Raw genomic sequence first — 19,371 nt, 5'->3', positions numbered from 1 at the left:
TCTACAATAAGTAGGCGAAATGATGAGAATAATAACTAATGGATTGATTATCCTATTTTTTATTTTGACAGGTTTTACTTTTGCAACCCCTTTAGAAAAGGAAATATCAACAGAAGCACAGTGGGATTTAGACACTCCTACCACAACATTGATGCAACTTCGCCAACAAAAAACCTTATATGCTTTTGTCGGTGATAAATTAAGACCTGTTGCTGAACTCTATCCTAATCAGGTATTTTCTGTTTCAGATGCGATAAATAATTACCAGAGAATACAATTTGGAAATGCCCAAGGTTATTTGGAAGCGGGATATCTAGAAGATGGCTATTTCGAAGATATTGCTTCTATGAAACCAGATAAAAGAATACGTTTCTTAACAAATAGTACGAAGAAAACAGATTACCCTATCTACGAATATTTAATCACAACAAAAAATACTCCGGTCTATAGTGATAAAGATATTGCTAGCCCACAAATAGCGACACTCTTATCCAATTTACGTTATCCCGTGCTATCACGCACAATAAAAGAAGATGCTAATGGAATAAAAATTAATTGGTTTGAAATCTCTTTAGGTGACCGTTTAGGTTATATTTCATCAAGAGATGTAAAACCTGATTTGGGAATACCTGTACTCACTTATCACCATATTCTCAAGACAACGGAAAATTATCATTTTCGCCATACATCAACAACAACATCATTAACTGCCTTTACAGAGCAGATGCATTATTTAAAAGAAGCCGGATATGAAACACTTTCACTGAATCAAGTTTCAGGCTATTTAAATAAAAGTATTAATTTGCCGGGACGGGCTGTCGCATTAACATTTGATGATGGTTTACAATCTGTTTATCGCTATGCCTATCCTCTTTTAAAAGAAAATGGCCAGAGAGCAACATTATTTGTTATTTCATCGCGTATAAAATCTAAAACACCCAAATGGGCACCTAATTCATTACAGTTTATGAGTTGGCAGGCACTAAAATCAAGTCGAGATGTTTTTGATATTCAGTCACATTCTCATTTTTTACATTGTTTAGATAATAATAAAAAACCCATTATATTTAGCCGTCAATCTCATACTATCGTGTTAGATTTACAGCGCTCACAACGTATTTTGCGGTTATTAAATCCACATCAATATGCTTTTGCATATCCTTTTGGGGGTTATAACCAAAGGGCGATTAATGCAACTAAAGTGTCAGGCATGATATTGGCGGTAACGACACAACCAGGAAAGGTGCGTTTAGGTGATGATCCTTATGCATTAAAACGGCTATATGCATTAAGTACAGATCCGATAGAGAAATTTGCCAGAATGGTGGGCAATGATGAATATGAAGTGGTGAATAAAAATATTGTTGTTGATAAATAATTAAAAATAAAATTTATAATTTTAAAAAATACCTTGGATATTTATCGAAGGTATTTTTTATTTCTTTATTGCATGTTTATTTTAGAATAACAAATAATTCATATTTTTCAGATAATTATGATAATTTTTTAGTGAGTGAAACGTATTTTTTTCTGTAAGCTGGCAGTCCAAATTCAATATGGAGTCAGTTATGAAAAAGCCTATATCTATATCTTCTCATGATGCTGCATTTAAACGCTTTATGATGAATGTCAGTAATGCAAAAGACTTTTTCTTTATCCATTTACCAGAAGAATTAAAAAGTCATTGTGATTTTTCAACGTTGCAATTACAAAATTCTTCTTTCATTGATATTAAATTACGTTCTCGTATGTCTGATATTTTGTATTTGGTGAAAACAAAGGAGGGGGATATTCCGATTTACCTACTCATAGAACATCAATCTCGGCCAGATAAAATGATAGCTTGGCGTATGATGCATTATGCGTTTTGTACGATGAACCAGCATTTACAGCAAGGTTATAAATCGCTACCTCTTGTTGTTCCAATTTTGTTTTATCATGGAAAGAAAAAACCATATCCTTTTCCTGTTAATTGGATGGCGTGTTTCCCACTTACTTCATTTGCTAATCAACTTTACTCTAATAACTTCTCTTTAATTGATTTGACTTCAATTGATGATGATATTTTGCTGACACATAAAAAAGCTGCCGTAATGGAAATAGCAATGAAGCATGTTAATAGTTGTCATGATCTGGATAAGGTTGCAATGCTTCTATCAAAAGCAATAAATCAGAAAAACTGCAGAGATGAGGACACGATTGCTGTTGTAGAATATTTATTCTCAATTATGGATTCATCAGATTTTGAATTCATTATAGATAAGATAGTCGAACAAGTAGATAACCACCGAGAGGCGATTATGAATATAGCGTGGAGATTAGAAAATAAAGGATTTAAATTAGGTATAGATGAAGGATTTGAAATCGGAAAAAATGAAGGTATTGAACTAGGGAAAACCGTAGGTATTGAATTAGGGAAAACCGTAGGTATTGAATTAGGGAAAGCCGTAGGTATTGAATTAGGTAAAACTGAAGGTATTGAAATAGGAAAAAAACGAGTGCAATTAGAGTTAGCACAAAAATTATTAAAAGAGAATTTTGATCTTTCCTTTATCGAAAGAATATCTGGTTTAAGTATGGAAGAACTTGAACTATTAGCTGTAGCATAATCAATAATTATTTTAAGTAATAAAATATAAATAATTTATTAGAGCAACTTTTTATTTTATCTTTCTACATGTTTATTATAAATAGAATACTCTTTTTTATCTATTAAGAGGAGTATTCAGATTTTATAATAGAGTGAATTAGTTTGTGGAAAAAACAAAAATTAAATTCTCTTTATGAGTATATATGCCTTTCTCTTCTTTAGTACTTTCTAATGGTAAATCGTCAAAACTGAGAATGTCATATGTTTTTCCAGGAATATATTTATGCTGTTCTGGCTGCGGTAATGGTGTACTTTTTAAGGTAGCAGATGTGCCTATTAATACTTTATATTCTTGTTTATCTTTTCCAAAGTGAATGAAAAAACACCTGCTGCTACCGTTTTACGTGCTTCTAGAACGAGGTTTTCAGTTTTAATAATCGCCCTCACCCGTTTAGTCATATTATTTAGTATATTTCTTTCAGGAATATTTAGTAATTCAGCTTCGGCTTTAGTTTGACGTTAATATCTATATGGCGATAGGAGTTACTATTTTTTATTTGAGGATAAGTAAATGATTGATTTTTTATTAGAAATATAATAAAAACCGCCTTTATTATTTGTAATTAAATAAATTAAAAGCGGTTTTATATTATTTAAATTTTAATTAACGACCCAAGTAATTATCCCAATCTTTCCATACAGGTTGTAATCCCCGCTCTTTTAATACGTTAATCACATCATTTACATGGCGATTATCATTAGGGGAGAATTGTTCTAATTCTTCATGACTATCAGAATACCCGCCAGGTTGAGTTTTAGAACCCGCACTAATGTTATTTATCGCTAATGGTATTGTATTATCGCGAAAATACGGCGATTCACGTGTTGAAAGTGAAAGCTCAACATCAGGTGCTAAAATACGAAAAGCACAGATCAATTGAACTAATTCTGCTTCACTCATTACAGATGCTGGGCTAAGCCCACCCGCACAAGGACGTAAACGAGGAAAAGAGATTGAATAACGACTTTTCCAGTAGCGTTTTTGTAAGAATAAGAGATGCTCTGCCACCATATAACAATCGCTACGCCACTGGTTTGAAAGGCCAATCAATGCACCTAAGCCAATTTTATCAATTCCAGCTTGTCCTAATCTATCCGGTGTTTGTAGTCGCCAATGGAAGTCCTGTTTTTTACCTTTTAGATGATGAAGCTGATAAGTTGGTTCATGATAGGTTTCTTGATAAACCATGACACCATCAATACCGAGTGTTTTTAACTCAGCATATTCTTCTGTTGCAAGAGGTTGCACTTCCATCATTAATGAACTGAAATTCTCTCGAATAAGAGGGATATATTGGCGAAAATAATCCATACCCACTTTTCTTTGATGTTCTCCAGTTACTAATAACAGGCTATCAAAGCCTAATTGTCTGATGCTATTACATTCGGCAATGATCTCACTTTCATTTAATGTTTTGCGTTTAATGGCATTACTCATTGAAAAGCCACAATAAGTACAGTCATTTGCACATAAATTAGAAAGATAGAGTGGAACATATAATCCCACAATATTACCAAAACGTTGTCGAGTAAGTTTCTGAGCGCGTTGAGCCATAGGCTCTAAGTAATGCCGACCCGCAGGCGAAATCAACGCCATAAAATCATCAAGTGTAAGTGTATGACGATTTAATGCGGCTTCAACATCCGTATTGGTTTTACTATTGAGTTTTAATGTAATGTCATCCCAGTCGAGTTGTTGCCAATAATCCGAAAATGTTTCCATTAGAATGCCCCCAAATATTGGGTTAATGGACTAGAGGCTTGGGCTTGCATATTCACAATTGAAGCGGGGGTGGCAAGTCCTGATTGTCGAGCAAGTTCGCCTGCATCAAGCGCTGCTTTAAATGCTTGTGCCATTAAAACAGGATTTTTAGCAACAGCAATTGCGGTATTCACTAAGACTGCATCTGCACCTAACTCTAAAGCCTCAAGTGCGTGGCTTGGTGCACCAATCCCTGCATCAACAACAACAGGTATTGAGGCTTGTTCAATAATAATCCGTAGAAAATCACGAGTCTGTAAACCTTGATTTGAACCAATAGGAGAACCTAAAGGCATTACGGCTGCACAACCAACTTCTTCTAAGCGACGACACAAAACAGGATCAGCACTACAATAAGGTAAAACAACAAAACCTTCTTTCACGAGGATTTCAGCGGCTTTAAGTGTTTCAATAGGGTCGGGTAATAAATATTTGGTATCAGGATGAATTTCTAATTTTACCCAATGAGTGCCAAAAGCTTCTTTGGCTAAACGAGCCGCAAATACCGCTTCTTGTGCTGTTTTCGCACCCGATGTATTAGGTAATAATTTCACACCTAATGATTTAAGTGGTGCGATTAAATCATCATTGCCCTTTTTTAAATCCACTCGCTTCATTGCCATTGTAACTAATTGGCTACCCGAAGCCTTAATGGCTTCTGTCATTAACGTTGGTGTTGCAAATTTCCCTGTGCCTGTAAAAAGTCTCGATGTGAATGTTGTATCAGCAATTTTTAACATATCAGCCCCCTGCAATTGCTTGGAAGAGAAGAATAGTATCGCCATCATTAATAGAATGCGTTTCCCAGTTTTCACGAGGAACAATGATTTCATTGATAGCAAGTGCCACACCAATAAGTGGCTGTTCTAACTGAATAAGGAGCTGACTAATGGTGACAGGCATATCCAGAGAGTAGTGTTCGTCATTTACAGTAATGTTCATGCTAACCCTCGACAAACAGGACATGTTGTTGATGGCGTTAAACGTAAAGTACTCCAATTTTGTTTTCTACCATCGAAAAGGTGAAGTTTTCCACTGAGTGAACAAGGTAAACCAGAGAGCAATTTAATTGCCTCAAGTGCCTGAAGTGTACCAATCACACCCACAACAGGACCTAAAATTCCAGCTGTTCTACAATTGCGTTGTGGTTCAGTTTCATCAGGATAGAGGCAGTGATAGCAACCATGCGTAAAAGGAGGTTCAAACACCATAAGTTGGCCACTAAACCCTACGGCACTGCCACTGATAAGCGGAGTTTGCTGCGCAACACAAGCACGATTAATCGCTTGGCGTGTGAGCATGTTATCTGTGCAATCTAAGACTAAATCAGCCTCTTTAACTAATTTAGATAATGAGTCATCATCAATACGTTGTTTATAAGAGGTAATTTTTATCTCTGGATTTAATGCGAGCAGAGACTGCCTTGCGACCTCTGATTTTGCATTAGGAATATCTTGAGTTCGATAAAGAATTTGACGTTGTAGATTAGAAACATGCAACTTATCATCATCAACTAAAATAAGCTCTCCAATACCGGCACCAGCAAGATAAAGTGATGCAGGAGAGCCTAATCCACCAAGTCCAACAATCAGTACTCTTGCTTGTTGAAGTTTATTTTGACCCTCTAAGCCAATATCTTCTAACATCACTTGTCGGCTATAACGCATAAAATCATTATCATTTAGCATGATGGTTTTCCCTCCACTAATTCTAATAGTTTACGCGTTACTTGTTGCCAATCTGGCGCTTTTGTTATTGCACTGACTAAGGCAACACTACCGACACCAGTTGCAACAACATCAGGTACTCTCTCTAGCGAGATCCCACCAATAGCAACAGTTGGAAAATTAGGTGTCTGCTCTACTTGATGTTTCAGCGCATCCAAACCTTGAGGTTTGGATGGCATATCTTTAGTTGTCGTTGGAAAGATATGCCCTAATGCGATGTAAGATGGACGTAATGTTTTCGCTCTTTGTAATTCTGTTTCGTCATGAGTAGAAATACCAAGGCGTAACCCTGATTTTTTTATGGCATCAAGATCTGCAATATCGAGATCTTCTTGGCCAAGATGAACACCGTAAGCGTGATGTTTAATAGCCAGTTGCCAATAGTCATTAATAAACAGTCTTGCGTGATACTGCCTACCTAGTTTTATTGCTTCAACGATCTCTTGTTCAACATCGTTTGGTTGTTTATCTTTTATGCGTAATTGCAGGGTGGTAACGCCTGTTTTTAACAGGCGTTCGATCCATTCAACAGAATCAACAACAGGGTAAAGTCCAAGTTTTTTTTCTGTTGATGCAAAGGGGGGGTTAGAGGATCTGTTCATTTTCAGTCACCTCAACACTGGCGATTTCTGCACTGTGGTATAACTCACTTCCATGCTCTTTAAAAGCTTGAGACATTTGCTCCATGCCAGCCGCATAATCGCGTACTTCTTGTGTTATTTTCATTGAGCAGAATTTAGGGCCACACATTGAGCAGAAATGAGCGACTTTTCCTGATGCTTGAGGCAAGGTTTCATCGTGATATTGGCGTGCGGTTTCAGGATCAAGAGCTAAATTAAATTGATCTTCCCATCTAAACTCAAAGCGAGCTTTTGACATTGCATTATCACGAATTTGAGCTCCTGGATGTCCTTTGGCTAAGTCGGCGGCATGAGCAGCAATTTTATAAGTAATCAGCCCTTGTTTTACATCTTCTTTGTTAGGTAAACCTAGATGCTCTTTAGGGGTAACATAACAGAGCATTGCACAACCAAACCAGCCAATCATTGCTGCACCAATACCTGATGTGAAGTGATCATAACCTGGTGCAATGTCTGTAGTAAGAGGACCTAATGTATAAAAGGGTGCTTCATGACAATGCTCTAATTCTTCTGTCATATTGCGACGGATCATCTGCATTGGAACATGACCAGGGCCTTCTATCATGACTTGAACGTCATATTCCCAGGCAATTTTTGTTAGTTCACCTAAAGTATGTAATTCAGAAAATTGTGCTTCATCATTTGCATCTTGAATTGAACCCGGTCTCAATCCATCGCCTAGAGAAAGGGAAACATCATAAACGGTACAAATTTCACAGATTTCACGGAAATGTTCGTAGAGGAAATTTTCTTTGTGATGTGATAAACACCATTTCGCCATTATAGAACCACCACGAGACACAATACCTGTTAGGCGTTTTGCGGTCATGGGAACATAACGTAATAATACACCTGCATGAATAGTAAAGTAATCAACACCTTGTTCTGCTTGCTCAAGTAAAGTATCGCGGAACATTTCCCAAGTGAGATCTTCAGCAATACCGTTAACTTTCTCGAGTGCTTGATAAATTGGAACTGTACCGATAGGAACGGGACTGTTACGAATGATCCACTCACGCGTTTCATGAATATAACGGCCTGTTGAGAGATCCATGACGGTATCTGCTCCCCAGCGTGTAGACCAAATCAGTTTTTCAACTTCTTCTTCAATGGAGGAGGTTACAGAGGAGTTTCCGATATTGGCATTCACTTTCACTAAGAAATTACGCCCAATAATCATCGGTTCTGATTCAGGGTGATTGATATTGGCAGGAATGATAGCTCGGCCCGCAGCAACTTCTTGGCGTACAAATTCAGGGGTAATATTGTCAGGGAGATAGGCTCCAAAGCTAAAGCCTGTGTGTTGTTGGCGTAATACTTCGCTTCGAATACGTTCACGCCCCATATTCTCACGAATAGCAATAAACTCCATTTCAGGTGTGATAATACCTTTTCGAGCATAATGTAATTGCGTCACGCTTTTACCCTTTAGGGCTTTTTTAGGGTTAGGCTTTAATGGAAAACGTAGATGCTCTAATCCAGCATCAGAAAGACGTTGTTGTGTGAAATCAGAGCTTAAGAGTGAAAGTGCTTCAGTATCATTGCGCTCATCAATCCATGATTGGCGAATTTTTTTTAAGCCAAGATTAACGTCGAGTTGAGATGCTGGATCGCCATAAGGGCCTGAAGTGTCATATACCGGGACGGATTCATTATCTTCAAAAACAGGGTTTTCTTTTGATCCTCCTACCAATGTTTTATCAAGCTGGATCTCACGCATTGGTACTTGAATATCGTTACGAGAGCCTTCAAGGTAAATACGTTTTGAATTGGGAAAACTGACCCCTTGAATAGTACTAATAAATTCCTGAGCAGCATCTCGTAGTACTTTTCTTGGGCGCTGTTTATTGGCGGTTGGCGTAATATCTTTAACAGATAAAGTTTGATTTTGGGACATAGCATTTCCTAATAAATATCATGCAGGTTGTAGCCTGTCGGGTGAATATTGAGAAAAATGCTTGTCTGGAGGTCGCAGGGAGTATCGACAGATAGGCGTATAAAAAATATACGGGATGAAGCTATCAAAAGGTCGAATCACTCTTGTTCCCTTCGCGGGTATTAACCCGATCAGGTTCCGCGGATCCCGAATTAACGGTCTCAGCCTGTGTTTATAATATCCTTATAAACACTAGGCACTCCGACAAGAAGAAGTCCAGTATATGAAAGATTTTAAAAACTACAAGTCCGATATGGGTTATTTATTTAAATCCCAATGTTGCTGTTTCCAGTTTTTCATTTGTGAAATTTGAGCTAATTGTTTATCTGGATTGATAACTGTGGCGTTATCAGCTTGATAACATAATGGGAGGTCATTAGTGTGTCGGCATAGAAATAAATATAAATATTATTAATATTATTGGTTTCTTTCCATTGATTTAGGCGTTCAATCTTCCCTTCTCGCGATGTGGTGTGCCTTCAATATATCTAGTGTAATAATTATCTTTAATTTGCCTATTAATGCCTATTGAAATATCCACAGTAAGTTGTTTTGCAATCGCATGAACGAAAAAGGACATTGTTGCTGAAATAATCATAATAGGAATATTTTGCTGTTGATATTGTGTAATTATTGATATTTCTTCAGGGTAAAACAATAGCTGAATTTTTTCAGTAAAGTCATTAACTCAATGATTTAACTTGTCTAAATTATGATATTTAAAGTAAGTAAAATGTTGATAAAGATATTGAACCATATCCAATTTTTCAGCGTAATAGTCTACAATCATTTGTTGATCTAGTTTTAGAAAATAGGGATGAGTGGCTATTTTTTTATCCCATAAATAACATGTTCATAAATGACTAGGAACACCCGCTAAAAGTGTTTCATCTAAATCAAAAATCGCAATTTTATTTTTGGTTTTATCTGTCATTCTTACATTTTTTTATAAATAAAATTTATCAAATTCTCTTTTGAATGTTAATAAATTATAGAGAATAATCATAATACATTGAGTGGGTCTTACTAAAGAGAGTATCCTTAATTCCATATCATTATTTTGGATAGAATTATCATTATGCATTTATATACGCTAACGGGATCAGAAAAAGGCTGGTGGACAGTCAGCCTTGGTGGGCGAGTGTGGTTACCTAAAGGTGAACTCCCTTTTGGCTTGGCAAAAGAATGGGATCTTATTGGTCAGCACGCCAAAATTGTTGGTGAGTGGCAAGGTGAAACAGTTTGGCTTATTCATGGAAAAATGGATAACGACATGTGTTCACCGAGGCTTATCGCTTCACAAGATGAGAATTTATTTAAACTAGTAGGTCGTGGTGTTCAGTTAGCGGAGTTTTATCGTTCTCATCGTTTTTGTGGTTATTGTGGTTCCAAAATGCGCCATAGTGAGAGTGAATGGGCGTGTTTATGTGATAATTGTCATGAACGTTATTACCCGCAAATTGCTCCTTGTATTATTGTGGGGATCCGTCATGAAGATAAAATCTTACTCGCACATCATGTTAGGCATAAACATTCTCCACTTTATACGGTGCTCGCTGGTTTTGTTGAGGTTGGTGAAACACTAGAAGAAGCGGTTGCCCGCGAAGTATTTGAAGAGAGTAATATTCGTATTCGTAATATTCGCTATGTTTCTTCGCAGCCTTGGCCGTTTCCTCATTCTTTAATGATGGGATTTTTGGCTGATTATGATGGCGGTGAGTTACGCCATGATCCTACTGAATTAACCAGTGCTGGCTGGTATCGTTACGATAAACTACCACAGATCCCACCTCCAGATACTATTGCCCGACGTTTGATAGAAGATACGATAGCGAATATTAGACAGGATAAAGAAAAGAACTAAATAAAGGCGTTGTCTGCCAACAGTTATTTTTCCAGCATGTTACAATGCATACTATTTCGCGGCCCAATTACTGTTAATGGAGTTAGTCATGAGTGAGTTGAAAAACGACCGCTATTTACGTGCGCTATTGCGCCAACCTGTTGATGTCACCCCTGTTTGGATGATGCGTCAGGCAGGCAGATATCTTCCTGAATATAAGGAAACACGGGCACAGGCGGGGGATTTCATCTCATTGTGCAAAAATACAGAGCTGGCATGCGAGGTGACATTACAGCCTTTAAGACGTTTTCCATTAGATGCCGCTATTTTATTTTCTGATATTTTAACTATTCCTGACGCGATGGGATTAGGCCTTTACTTTGAAACAGGTGAAGGCCCTCGTTTTAAGTCACCAATAAACACCCTTGCTGATATTCAAAAATTGCCTATTCCAGACCCTGAAGATGAACTTGGTTATGTGATGAATGCTGTGCGAGCGATTCGTCATGCCTTACAAGGTAGCGTGCCTTTAATTGGTTTTTCGGGAAGCCCTTGGACACTGGCAACGTATATGGTAGAAGGTGGAAGTAGTAAGGCCTTCACAAAAATTAAAAAAATGATGTATGCAGAGCCACAAGCACTACATCTATTACTGGATAAACTAGCAGATAGCGTTATCCTTTATCTGAATGCTCAAATTAAAGCGGGCGCACAATCTATTATGATCTTTGATACATGGGGTGGTGTATTAACAGGGCGTGATTACCAACTCTTTTCATTACATTATATGCATAAGATTGTTGATGGTCTTATTCGCGAATATGATGGAAGAAAAGTTCCTGTAACCTTATTTACCAAAGGTGGTGGTCGTTGGTTAGAAGCAATGGCCACAACAGGTTGTGATGCATTAGGACTCGATTGGACAATTGATATTGAAGAAGCACGTCGTCGAGTAGGAGATAAAGTTGCCTTACAAGGTAATATGGATCCATCCATGTTATATGCGCCTCCAGCAAGAATAGAACAAGAAGTCGAAACTATTCTTGCTGGGTTTGGCAAAGGTAATGGTCATGTCTTTAATCTTGGGCACGGTATTCATCAAGATGTTCCACCAGAGCATGCTGGTGCATTTATTGATGCGGTTCACCGTTTATCGAAGCCTTATCATCAGGATAATGATTAATACCCAACAATTACGTCAGGAGCAGACAGAAAAAGCTCAACAGATTATTTTAACAGACCAATTCACAGCACCAACTTGCATAGCAGGTGCTGATGTTGGTTTTGAAGAAGGTGGCGCAGTCACTCGCGCCGCTATCGTGATAATGCATTACCCTTCTTTTGAAATTCTTGAATACCAAATCGCGCGAATTCCTACAACGCTTCCTTATATCCCTGGTTTACTTTCATTTAGAGAGTGCCCTGCGTTACTGACAGCCTGGCAATTAGTAAAACAGAAACCTTCTCTTATTTTTGTCGATGGGCAAGGTATCGCTCATCCTAGAAGACTTGGTGTTGCAAGCCATTTTGGTTTGTTAGTGGACACACCTACCATTGGTGTAGCGAAAAGTCGTTTATGTGGTATTGATAAAGCGATAAATGAAGAGATGGGAAGCTATGAGCGATTAATGGATAAGAATGAGCAAATAGGCTGGATTTATCGTAGCAAGAAAAAATGTAAACCCCTGTATATTTCTCCGGGTCATAAAGTGAGTATGGAAGGTGCTTTGCAGTGGGTTGAGTTGTGTATGAAAGGATATCGATTGCCAGAACCAACGCGTTGGGCTGATGGTATTGCTTCAAATAGGCGATTATTTGAGCAGTTGAATAAGAATAAGCTCTAAATGACCGGGAAATATGTGGATATTTCTAATTTTCAGGTAAACTGCGCCTAAGTTAAGAAAATGAGTAATCACGAATGTTGAAGAACCCAATCCATTTACGTTTAGAAAAGCTGGAAGCTTGGCAACACTTGACGTTTATGGCGTGCCTGTGTGAGCGAATGTACCCCAATTATCAGGTATTTTGTCGTGAAACAGGATTTACCGATCCAACGCTTTATCGCCGTATTCTCGATCTGGTTTGGGAAACTTTAACGGTGAAAGATGCAAAGGTTAATTTCGATTCTCAATTAGAGAAATTAGAAGAAGCTATTCCTGATGCATCTCAATTTGATATTTATGGTGTCTATCCAGCAATTGATGCCTGTGTCGCCTTGAGTGAAGTTGTTCACTCTCGTTTAAGCGGTGAATCGCTAAGTCATGCTATTGAAGTAAGCAAATTATCAGTAGGGACAGTTGCTTCACTTGAAATGACACAAGCAGAAAGAGAAATGAGCGAAGATGAGCTAAGATCTCTGCCTGCTGTTATTGAAGAGTTCGATATCCAATGGGAAATCTACCGTCTACTTGTTGAGTGTGAAGAAAGAGATATCGAACTGATTAAAGGTCTACGTGCAGACCTTCGTGAAGCTGGAATGAGCAATATCGGTATAGAATTAACGCACTAAATCAGAAAAACGTGATTTAGTGCTTGAAAAGCGACGTTTAAAGACTTCACATCACCCCTGTGTATGTTCTACATTGGGTACGAAAAGAAGTGGCTCAGGTGTTTTACTTAATTCATCTTCTTAAAAAGATAAGTTAAGTTTTTTCACCAGATGTTTTTCAAACGATAAAACATACTTTAAGGACTATTTTATGAACAAAGCTGAATTAACCGAATCAGTTGCTGAAAAAGCGGATCTGACAAAAACTCAGGCAAAAGCTGCTATTGAAGCGTTTATCGACTCAGTAACAGGTGCTCTGAAAGAAGGCGATTCTGTACAGTTAGTTGGTTTCGGTACATTCAAGGTAAATCACCGTGCAGAGCGTACTGGCCGTAACCCGCAAACGGGTAAAGAAATTAAAATTGCAGCAGCTAATGTTCCTGCATTTACTGCCGGTAAAGCACTGAAAGACGCAGTAAAATAATTCCTTTGAACGGAATGAACAATAGAGGGGGATTTACTCCCCTTTTGTTGAAACGACAGGGGCTGTTAGCAATAGGATCTGCTTTTTTGCTCAGCGCCTGCTCCTCGACTGTACAACTCCCTGAATTTTCTGCAACCGGTTATATTGCGGACGAAGGTGTTGTGCGACTATGGCGTTTAAATAATAAAGCATCAGAACCTCAAGTAATTATGAGCGTTTATAGCTTTTATAAAAAACCAGAAACTGTCATTACATTCTATGAGTACCGCCAAAATAGTCTTTGGCAAGTCCGCTCCGAAGTTATTAATCCAAATGATCCCTCATCTTGGCACCTTCGTTTAAATAAACGTGGTGAAGTTATTTTCATGCAACAAGAAAAGCACCAACAAAAACGAGCATTAACAGAAGATGAACGTTTAAGAATGGTGTTCGCTGCAAGCAAAGAGCGTGAGATTAGCGAGGTATTGACCATTGGGAAAGTGAATTTAGTACAGGGTGTCTGGTATCAGAATACAATGACAACATGTGCTGGTGAGAAGGTGAGTGTTTCATTTGAAGCACCAGAGCAGCGTTGGTTAAAAATGAGAACGCGTAATTCAAGTAAGCCAGTTTATGTGGCTTGGCTTGATTCACCAGAAGGTAAGCAGTTACTTATGGTTGCAGAACATGATTTCTGTAAATGGGAGCCAACAAAAGAGAGTTTGTGATGACTCCCTTTTGCCGTCGTTAATCTATTTCTTTAAGCGTGCAATCGCTCGATAGCCGATATCATGGCGATAAAAACAACCGTCCCAATGAATACCTTTCGCTAAAGCATAAGCATTTTTTTGCGCTTGCTCGATATCATCACCTAACGCCGTCGCACATAAAACTCTTCCACCGGCGGTGATAACATCTCCTTTATTATTTAGTGTTGTTCCTGCTTGAAATACTTTTGCTGTTGATGATGGTGTTGTTGTTAAACCTTCAATAACATCGCCTTGACGATAATCAGCAGGATAACCGCCTGCAGCAATGACTATACCTAAAGCAGGGCGAGGATCCCAAATAGAATCTTTACCTTTTAAATTACCTTTTGCTCCAGCTAAGCAAAGCTCAACTAAATCAGATTGCATACGCATCATAATGGGTTGGGTTTCAGGATCACCGAAACGGCAGTTAAATTCGATAACCTTCGCAACGCCATGTTTATCAATCATCAGTCCTGCATAAAGGAAGCCTTGATAACGATGACCTTCAGAGGCCATTCCTTTTACTGTTGGATAAATGATTTTTTCCATTACTTGCTGGTGGATCTCGGAGGTAACAACGGGTGCAGGTGAATATGCTCCCATTCCTCCTGTATTAGGGCCAGTATCTCCGTCACCAACACGCTTATGATCTTGACTTGTTGCCATTGGAATAACGTGCTCACCATCAACCATGACAATAAAACTGGCTTCTTCACCATCAAGAAATTCTTCAATAACAATACGATGCCCCGCATTACCAAAGGCATTGCCTGCTAACATATCCTTTATGGCGTTTTCAGCCTCGGATTGTGTCATTGCAACAATAACGCCTTTGCCTGCGGCCAAGCCATCTGCTTTAATCACTATTGGCGCACCTACTTTATCTAAATATTCTAATGCAGGTACTATTTCAGTGAAATTTTGATAATTCGCCGTTGGAATTTTGTGGCGAGCTAAGAAATCTTTAGTAAAAGCTTTAGAACCTTCTAATTGAGCAGCACCTTTTGTTGGGCCAAAAATAGTCAGGCCTGCATCTTTAAAAGCATCAACAACACCAATAACAAGCGGTGCTTCAGGGCCAACAATGGTTAAATCAATTTTATTTTCTAGGGCAAATGCGACTAATGCAGGAATGTCTGTTGCGTTAATTGCGACATTTTGCACACCTTTCTCTAATGCAGTGCCTGCATTACCAGGTGCAACAAAGACTTGGGTAGCCAGCGGCGATTGAACCGCTTTCCATGCTAAAGCGTGCTCACGGCCACCATTACCAATAATCAAAATTTTCATATCAATACCCTATTAATGGCGGAAGTGGCGCATATTGGTGAAAATCATTGCGATATTGTGCTCATTGGCAGCGGCAATTACTTCATCATCACGAATTGAGCCACCTGGTTGAATAACACAAGTTACACCGGCAAGTGCTGCTGCATCAATACCATCTCTAAAAGGGAAGAATGCATCTGATGCCATTGCGCAACCAGCAACTTCTAAACCTTCATCGGCCGCTTTAATTCCTGCAATTTTTGCAGAATAGACTCGACTCATTTGTCCTGCACCAATGCCAACAGTCATATCATTTTTCGCGTAAACAATGGCATTTGATTTTACGAATTTAGCGACTTTCCAACAGAAGAGCGCATCTTTTAGCTCGCGCTCACTTGGCTGGCGTTGAGTGACGATTCTTAAATTTTCTTCTTTAACCATGCCCAAATCACGATCTTGCACTAAAAGTCCACCATTGACTCGTTTGAAGTCAAAAGCTGGTTTTGTCTCTTGCCATTGGCCACACGCTAATACTCGAACATTAGGTTTGGTTGCTAAAATAGGTAAAGCATCTTCATTAATAGAAGGAGCAATAATCACTTCGACAAATTGTCGTTCAATGATCGCAGTTGCTGTTTTTGTATCTAATGGGCGATTGAATGCGATAATACCGCCAAAAGCAGAGGTAGGATCTGTTTTAAATGCGTTGTCATATGCTTGTGTGAGCGTATTCGCAATAGCTACACCGCAAGGGTTGGCATGTTTCACAATAACACATGCTGGCTCGGCGAAGGATTTAACACATTCTAATGCGGCATCAGTATCAGCGATATTATTATAAGAAAGCGCTTTACCTTGTAACTGGGTTGCAGTAGCGATAGATGCTTCCTCTATATTCTCTTCTATATAGAAAGCCGCTTGCTGATGAGCATTCTCACCATAACGCATATCTTGTTTCTTTATATAGTTCAGATTTAATGTGCGAGGGAAGATACCTGATGGTTGTGAAGTATCACTATAATAAGGTGCAACTTTTTGGCCGAAGTAGTTTGCAATCATGCCGTCATAAGCTGCGGTGTGCTCAAAGGCCTTAATTGCTAAATCAAAACGAGTATCTAGAGTAAGACTATTTTCGTGATTATCCATTTCTTCAATCACTCTTTCATAGTCGTTACTATTTACTACAATCGTTACATCTTTATGATTTTTTGCCGCAGAGCGAACCATTGTCGGCCCACCAATATCAATATTCTCCACAGCATCGGCTAATGAGCAGTCTGGGCGAGCGACTGTTTTAGCAAAAGGATAAAGATTCACGACGACCATATCGATAGGACGAATTCCATGTTCGTCCATGATTGCATCATCTTGTCCACGACGACCTAAAATACCACCATGTACTTTAGGGTGTAGCGTTTTTACTCGGCCATCCATCATTTCTGGGAAATTCGTATAATCCGAAACTTCGATAACAGGTAAGCCAGCTTCAGCTAATAGACGAGCAGTTCCACCTGTAGATAAGAGTTCTACATTTCTTTCAACAAGTGCTTTAGCAAATTCTAAAATACCTGCTTTATCAGACACACTTAAAAGCGCACGGCGGATAGGACGAAGATGTTGCATGAATTTTATCCCTTGGGTTTGGTATAACGGTAGTAATGGTGAAGTTAAATCACATTAATACAATGAAATTGTGTTTGCTTAACTAACATTTCAGAAGATAGACACAAAATCAATCTTACTTAATAGGTCTCTATAATAACGCAAACGATTGCGTTTGACATGCTAATTTTATGTAAAAAGGATGTCTGTGGATAAAATTGTTGATAAGTGCGTATAACTAAGGGTTTTGCTGTGGAATTGAGCAAACGATTTTTTTTCTTAAAAAAACTATTGCCAGCCTCAGAAAACTCCCTATAATGCGTCCTCGTTGTCACGGAACAGGGCGCTAAGCGAACTGACTGAGAGAACAAAGAAAAAAGTGTGAAGCCTTGAAAATAAACGCTTGACACGAAATGAGGAAGATGTAGAATGCACCTCCTCGCAACAACGCAGAAGACCGGAAACGGCAGCGAATGTTGCACTGCTCTTTAACAAATTATCAGACAATCTGTGTGGGCACTCGCAGAGACGATATCTTCTAAAATATTAGATGTATCAAGTCTTGAAGAGTGAACAACAAAAGTAAATTCATTTATGAATAGCTAAGTTTTCGATTTCTTTGAGCATCAAACACTTTTAATTGAAGAGTTTGATCATGGCTCAGATTGAACGCTGGCGGCAGGCCTAACACATGCAAGTCGAGCGGTAACAGAAGAAAGCTTGCTTTCTTGCTGACGAGCGGCGGACGGGTGAGTAATGTATGGGGATCTGCCCGATAGAGGGGGATAACTACTGGAAACGGTGGCTAATACCGCATGACGTCTACGGACCAAAGCAGGGGCTCTTCGGACCTTGCGCTATCGGATGAACCCATATGGGATTAGCTAGTAGGTGAGGTAATGGCTCACCTAGGCGACGATCTCTAGCTGGTCTGAGAGGATGATCAGCCACACTGGGACTGAGACACGGCCCAGACTCCTACGGGAGGCAGCAGTGGGGAATATTGCACAATGGGCGCAAGCCTGATGCAGCCATGCCGCGTGTATGAAGAAGGCCTTAGGGTTGTAAAGTACTTTCAGCGGGGAGGAAGGTGATAAAGTTAATACCTTTATCAATTGACGTTACCCGCAGAAGAAGCACCGGCTAACTCCGTGCCAGCAGCCGCGGTAATACGGAGGGTGCAAGCGTTAATCGGAATTACTGGGCGTAAAGCGCACGCAGGCGGTCAATTAAGTCAGATGTGAAAGCCCCGAGCTTAACTTGGGAATTGCATCTGAAACTGGTTGGCTAGAGTCTTGTAGAGGGGGGTAGAATTCCACGTGTAGCGGTGAAATGCGTAGAGATGTGGAGGAATACCGGTGGCGAAGGCGGCCCCCTGGACAAAGACTGACGCTCAGGTGCGAAAGCGTGGGGAGCAAACAGGATTAGATACCCTGGTAGTCCACGCTGTAAACGATGTCGATTTAGAGGTTGTGGTCTTGAACCGTGGCTTCTGGAGCTAACGCGTTAAATCGACCGCCTGGGGAGTACGGCCGCAAGGTTAAAACTCAAATGAATTGACGGGGGCCCGCACAAGCGGTGGAGCATGTGGTTTAATTCGATGCAACGCGAAGAACCTTACCTACTCTTGACATCCAGCGAATCCTTTAGAGATAGAGGAGTGCCTTCGGGAACGCTGAGACAGGTGCTGCATGGCTGTCGTCAGCTCGTGTTGTGAAATGTTGGGTTAAGTCCCGCAACGAGCGCAACCCTTATCCTTTGTTGCCAGCGCGTAATGGCGGGAACTCAAAGGAGACTGCCGGTGATAAACCGGAGGAAGGTGGGGATGACGTCAAGTCATCATGGCCCTTACGAGTAGGGCTACACACGTGCTACAATGGCAGATACAAAGAGAAGCGACCTCGCGAGAGCAAGCGGAACTCATAAAGTCTGTCGTAGTCCGGATTGGAGTCTGCAACTCGACTCCATGAAGTCGGAATCGCTAGTAATCGTAGATCAGAATGCTACGGTGAATACGTTCCCGGGCCTTGTACACACCGCCCGTCACACCATGGGAGTGGGTTGCAAAAGAAGTAGGTAGCTTAACCTTCGGGAGGGCGCTTACCACTTTGTGATTCATGACTGGGGTGAAGTCGTAACAAGGTAACCGTAGGGGAACCTGCGGTTGGATCACCTCCTTACCTAAGAGATACGTGTTATGTGCAGTGCTCACACAGATTGTCTGATGAAGAACGAGCA

The 19,371-nt window shown here is 39.6% G+C and carries 16 protein-coding genes, 1 rRNA gene and 1 riboswitch; of the genes, 9 read left to right on the top strand and 8 right to left on the bottom strand.

What is annotated here, in order from left to right:
* Nucleotides 1-22 precede the first annotated feature (22 nt).
* Both GWJ05_RS04445 and GWJ05_RS04440 read left to right on the top strand, forming a co-directional pair.
* Nucleotides 23-1,378 carry a polysaccharide deacetylase family protein gene (locus GWJ05_RS04445; RefSeq protein ID WP_087802837.1) on the top strand — a complete coding sequence of 452 codons (1,356 nt, stop codon included), beginning with the start codon at nt 23-25 and terminating at the stop codon, nt 1,376-1,378.
* A 190-nt stretch (nt 1,379-1,568) separates the two neighbouring features.
* The gene (locus tag GWJ05_RS04440; RefSeq protein WP_161681108.1) at nt 1,569-2,609 is read left to right on the top strand and encodes an Rpn family recombination-promoting nuclease/putative transposase; all 1,041 of its coding nucleotides are present in this window, start codon (nt 1,569-1,571) and stop codon (nt 2,607-2,609) included.
* A 645-nt stretch (nt 2,610-3,254) separates the two neighbouring features.
* Here GWJ05_RS04440 and thiH read toward each other — a convergent pair.
* The 6 genes from thiH to thiC are packed head-to-tail and all read right to left on the bottom strand — an operon-like array spanning nt 3,255 to nt 8,677.
* Entirely contained in the window at nt 3,255-4,373 is a 1,119-nt protein-coding gene (gene thiH, locus GWJ05_RS04435) for a 2-iminoacetate synthase ThiH (RefSeq protein WP_036933960.1), read from the bottom strand.
* On the bottom strand, nt 4,373-5,152 hold the full coding sequence (locus GWJ05_RS04430; protein ID WP_036933961.1) for a thiazole synthase: 780 nt from the start codon (nt 5,150-5,152) through the stop codon (nt 4,373-4,375). Before GWJ05_RS04430 ends, thiH begins: the two co-directional genes overlap by 1 nt.
* Nucleotide 5,153: 1 nt before the next feature.
* Nucleotides 5,154-5,354: a sulfur carrier protein ThiS gene (thiS, locus tag GWJ05_RS04425; RefSeq protein ID WP_036933963.1), complete on the bottom strand. Its 201-nt coding sequence runs from the start codon at nt 5,352-5,354 to the stop codon at nt 5,154-5,156.
* Entirely contained in the window at nt 5,351-6,100 is a 750-nt protein-coding gene (locus GWJ05_RS04420; protein WP_161681106.1) for a HesA/MoeB/ThiF family protein, read from the bottom strand. The genes thiS and GWJ05_RS04420 overlap by 4 nt, the downstream gene beginning before the upstream one ends.
* Entirely contained in the window at nt 6,094-6,741 is a 648-nt protein-coding gene (gene thiE / locus GWJ05_RS04415) for a thiamine phosphate synthase (RefSeq protein ID WP_036933967.1), read from the bottom strand. The genes GWJ05_RS04420 and thiE overlap by 7 nt, the downstream gene beginning before the upstream one ends.
* On the bottom strand, nt 6,725-8,677 hold the full coding sequence (gene thiC, locus GWJ05_RS04410) for a phosphomethylpyrimidine synthase ThiC (RefSeq protein ID WP_161681104.1): 1,953 nt from the start codon (nt 8,675-8,677) through the stop codon (nt 6,725-6,727). Before thiC ends, thiE begins: the two co-directional genes overlap by 17 nt.
* Nucleotides 8,678-8,807: 130 nt before the next feature.
* Nucleotides 8,808-8,930: riboswitch (TPP riboswitch) on the bottom strand.
* Between the two features lie 864 nt (nt 8,931-9,794).
* On the opposite strand from thiC, the gene nudC reads away from it, so the two are divergent.
* The 6 genes from nudC (at nt 9,795) to GWJ05_RS04375 (ending at nt 14,238) form a co-directional block, all read left to right on the top strand.
* On the top strand, nt 9,795-10,580 hold the full coding sequence (gene nudC / locus GWJ05_RS04400) for an NAD(+) diphosphatase (protein ID WP_036933970.1): 786 nt from the start codon (nt 9,795-9,797) through the stop codon (nt 10,578-10,580).
* 88 nt (nt 10,581-10,668) lie between these two features.
* On the top strand, nt 10,669-11,742 hold the full coding sequence (gene hemE, locus GWJ05_RS04395) for a uroporphyrinogen decarboxylase (protein ID WP_036933972.1): 1,074 nt from the start codon (nt 10,669-10,671) through the stop codon (nt 11,740-11,742).
* Complete coding sequence (gene nfi / locus GWJ05_RS04390) at nt 11,735-12,403, top strand: deoxyribonuclease V (protein ID WP_087802843.1); 669 nt, start codon at nt 11,735-11,737, stop codon at nt 12,401-12,403. Before hemE ends, nfi begins: the two co-directional genes overlap by 8 nt.
* Before the next feature lie 74 nt (nt 12,404-12,477).
* Entirely contained in the window at nt 12,478-13,068 is a 591-nt protein-coding gene (locus GWJ05_RS04385; RefSeq protein ID WP_036933978.1) for a YjaG family protein, read from the top strand.
* A 190-nt stretch (nt 13,069-13,258) separates the two neighbouring features.
* Nucleotides 13,259-13,531, top strand: a complete 273-nt coding sequence (locus GWJ05_RS04380; protein WP_004246922.1) for an HU family DNA-binding protein — start codon at nt 13,259-13,261, stop codon at nt 13,529-13,531.
* A 44-nt stretch (nt 13,532-13,575) separates the two neighbouring features.
* Nucleotides 13,576-14,238 (top strand): DUF1481 domain-containing protein, encoded by a 663-nt coding sequence (locus GWJ05_RS04375; protein ID WP_224215400.1) that lies wholly within the window; start codon nt 13,576-13,578, stop codon nt 14,236-14,238.
* Nucleotides 14,239-14,262: 24 nt separating this feature from the next.
* Here the strand turns inward: GWJ05_RS04375 and purD are convergent, their stop codons facing one another.
* Both purD and purH read right to left on the bottom strand, forming a co-directional pair.
* Complete coding sequence (purD, locus tag GWJ05_RS04370; RefSeq protein WP_087802845.1) at nt 14,263-15,552, bottom strand: phosphoribosylamine--glycine ligase; 1,290 nt, start codon at nt 15,550-15,552, stop codon at nt 14,263-14,265.
* 12 nt (nt 15,553-15,564) lie between these two features.
* A complete protein-coding gene (gene purH / locus GWJ05_RS04365) occupies nt 15,565-17,154 on the bottom strand; it encodes a bifunctional phosphoribosylaminoimidazolecarboxamide formyltransferase/IMP cyclohydrolase (RefSeq protein ID WP_161681102.1) in 1,590 nt (529 codons plus the stop codon).
* 616 nt (nt 17,155-17,770) lie between these two features.
* Between purH and GWJ05_RS04360 the strand changes: the two genes are divergently transcribed.
* Nucleotides 17,771-19,313 (top strand): 16S ribosomal RNA (locus GWJ05_RS04360).
* Nucleotides 19,314-19,371: the final 58 nt, after the last annotated feature.

Source organism: Proteus sp. G2626 (genome assembly GCF_009915985.1).
GTDB lineage: Bacteria > Pseudomonadota > Gammaproteobacteria > Enterobacterales > Enterobacteriaceae > Proteus > Proteus vulgaris.
This window is presented reverse-complemented; position numbering and strand designations above follow the sequence as displayed.

What these genes read in the sequence shown, in the direction of transcription:
- thiS (WP_036933963.1), bottom strand. Translation starts at nt 5,354, where the DNA reads ATGAACATTACTGTAAATGACGAACACTACTCTCTGGATATGCCTGTC.
- nfi (WP_087802843.1), top strand. Translation starts at nt 11,735, where the DNA reads ATGATTAATACCCAACAATTACGTCAGGAGCAGACAGAAAAAGCTCAA.
- GWJ05_RS04385 (WP_036933978.1), top strand. Translation starts at nt 12,478, where the DNA reads ATGTTGAAGAACCCAATCCATTTACGTTTAGAAAAGCTGGAAGCTTGG.
- thiH (WP_036933960.1), bottom strand. Translation starts at nt 4,373, where the DNA reads ATGGAAACATTTTCGGATTATTGGCAACAACTCGACTGGGATGACATT.
- GWJ05_RS04380 (WP_004246922.1), top strand. Translation starts at nt 13,259, where the DNA reads ATGAACAAAGCTGAATTAACCGAATCAGTTGCTGAAAAAGCGGATCTG.
- GWJ05_RS04420 (WP_161681106.1), bottom strand. Translation starts at nt 6,100, where the DNA reads ATGCTAAATGATAATGATTTTATGCGTTATAGCCGACAAGTGATGTTA.
- hemE (WP_036933972.1), top strand. Translation starts at nt 10,669, where the DNA reads ATGAGTGAGTTGAAAAACGACCGCTATTTACGTGCGCTATTGCGCCAA.
- thiE (WP_036933967.1), bottom strand. Translation starts at nt 6,741, where the DNA reads ATGAACAGATCCTCTAACCCCCCCTTTGCATCAACAGAAAAAAAACTT.
- nudC (WP_036933970.1), top strand. Translation starts at nt 9,795, where the DNA reads ATGCATTTATATACGCTAACGGGATCAGAAAAAGGCTGGTGGACAGTC.
- purH (WP_161681102.1), bottom strand. Translation starts at nt 17,154, where the DNA reads ATGCAACATCTTCGTCCTATCCGCCGTGCGCTTTTAAGTGTGTCTGAT.
- thiC (WP_161681104.1), bottom strand. Translation starts at nt 8,677, where the DNA reads ATGTCCCAAAATCAAACTTTATCTGTTAAAGATATTACGCCAACCGCC.
- purD (WP_087802845.1), bottom strand. Translation starts at nt 15,552, where the DNA reads ATGAAAATTTTGATTATTGGTAATGGTGGCCGTGAGCACGCTTTAGCA.
- GWJ05_RS04440 (WP_161681108.1), top strand. Translation starts at nt 1,569, where the DNA reads ATGAAAAAGCCTATATCTATATCTTCTCATGATGCTGCATTTAAACGC.
- GWJ05_RS04430 (WP_036933961.1), bottom strand. Translation starts at nt 5,152, where the DNA reads ATGTTAAAAATTGCTGATACAACATTCACATCGAGACTTTTTACAGGC.
- GWJ05_RS04445 (WP_087802837.1), top strand. Translation starts at nt 23, where the DNA reads ATGAGAATAATAACTAATGGATTGATTATCCTATTTTTTATTTTGACA.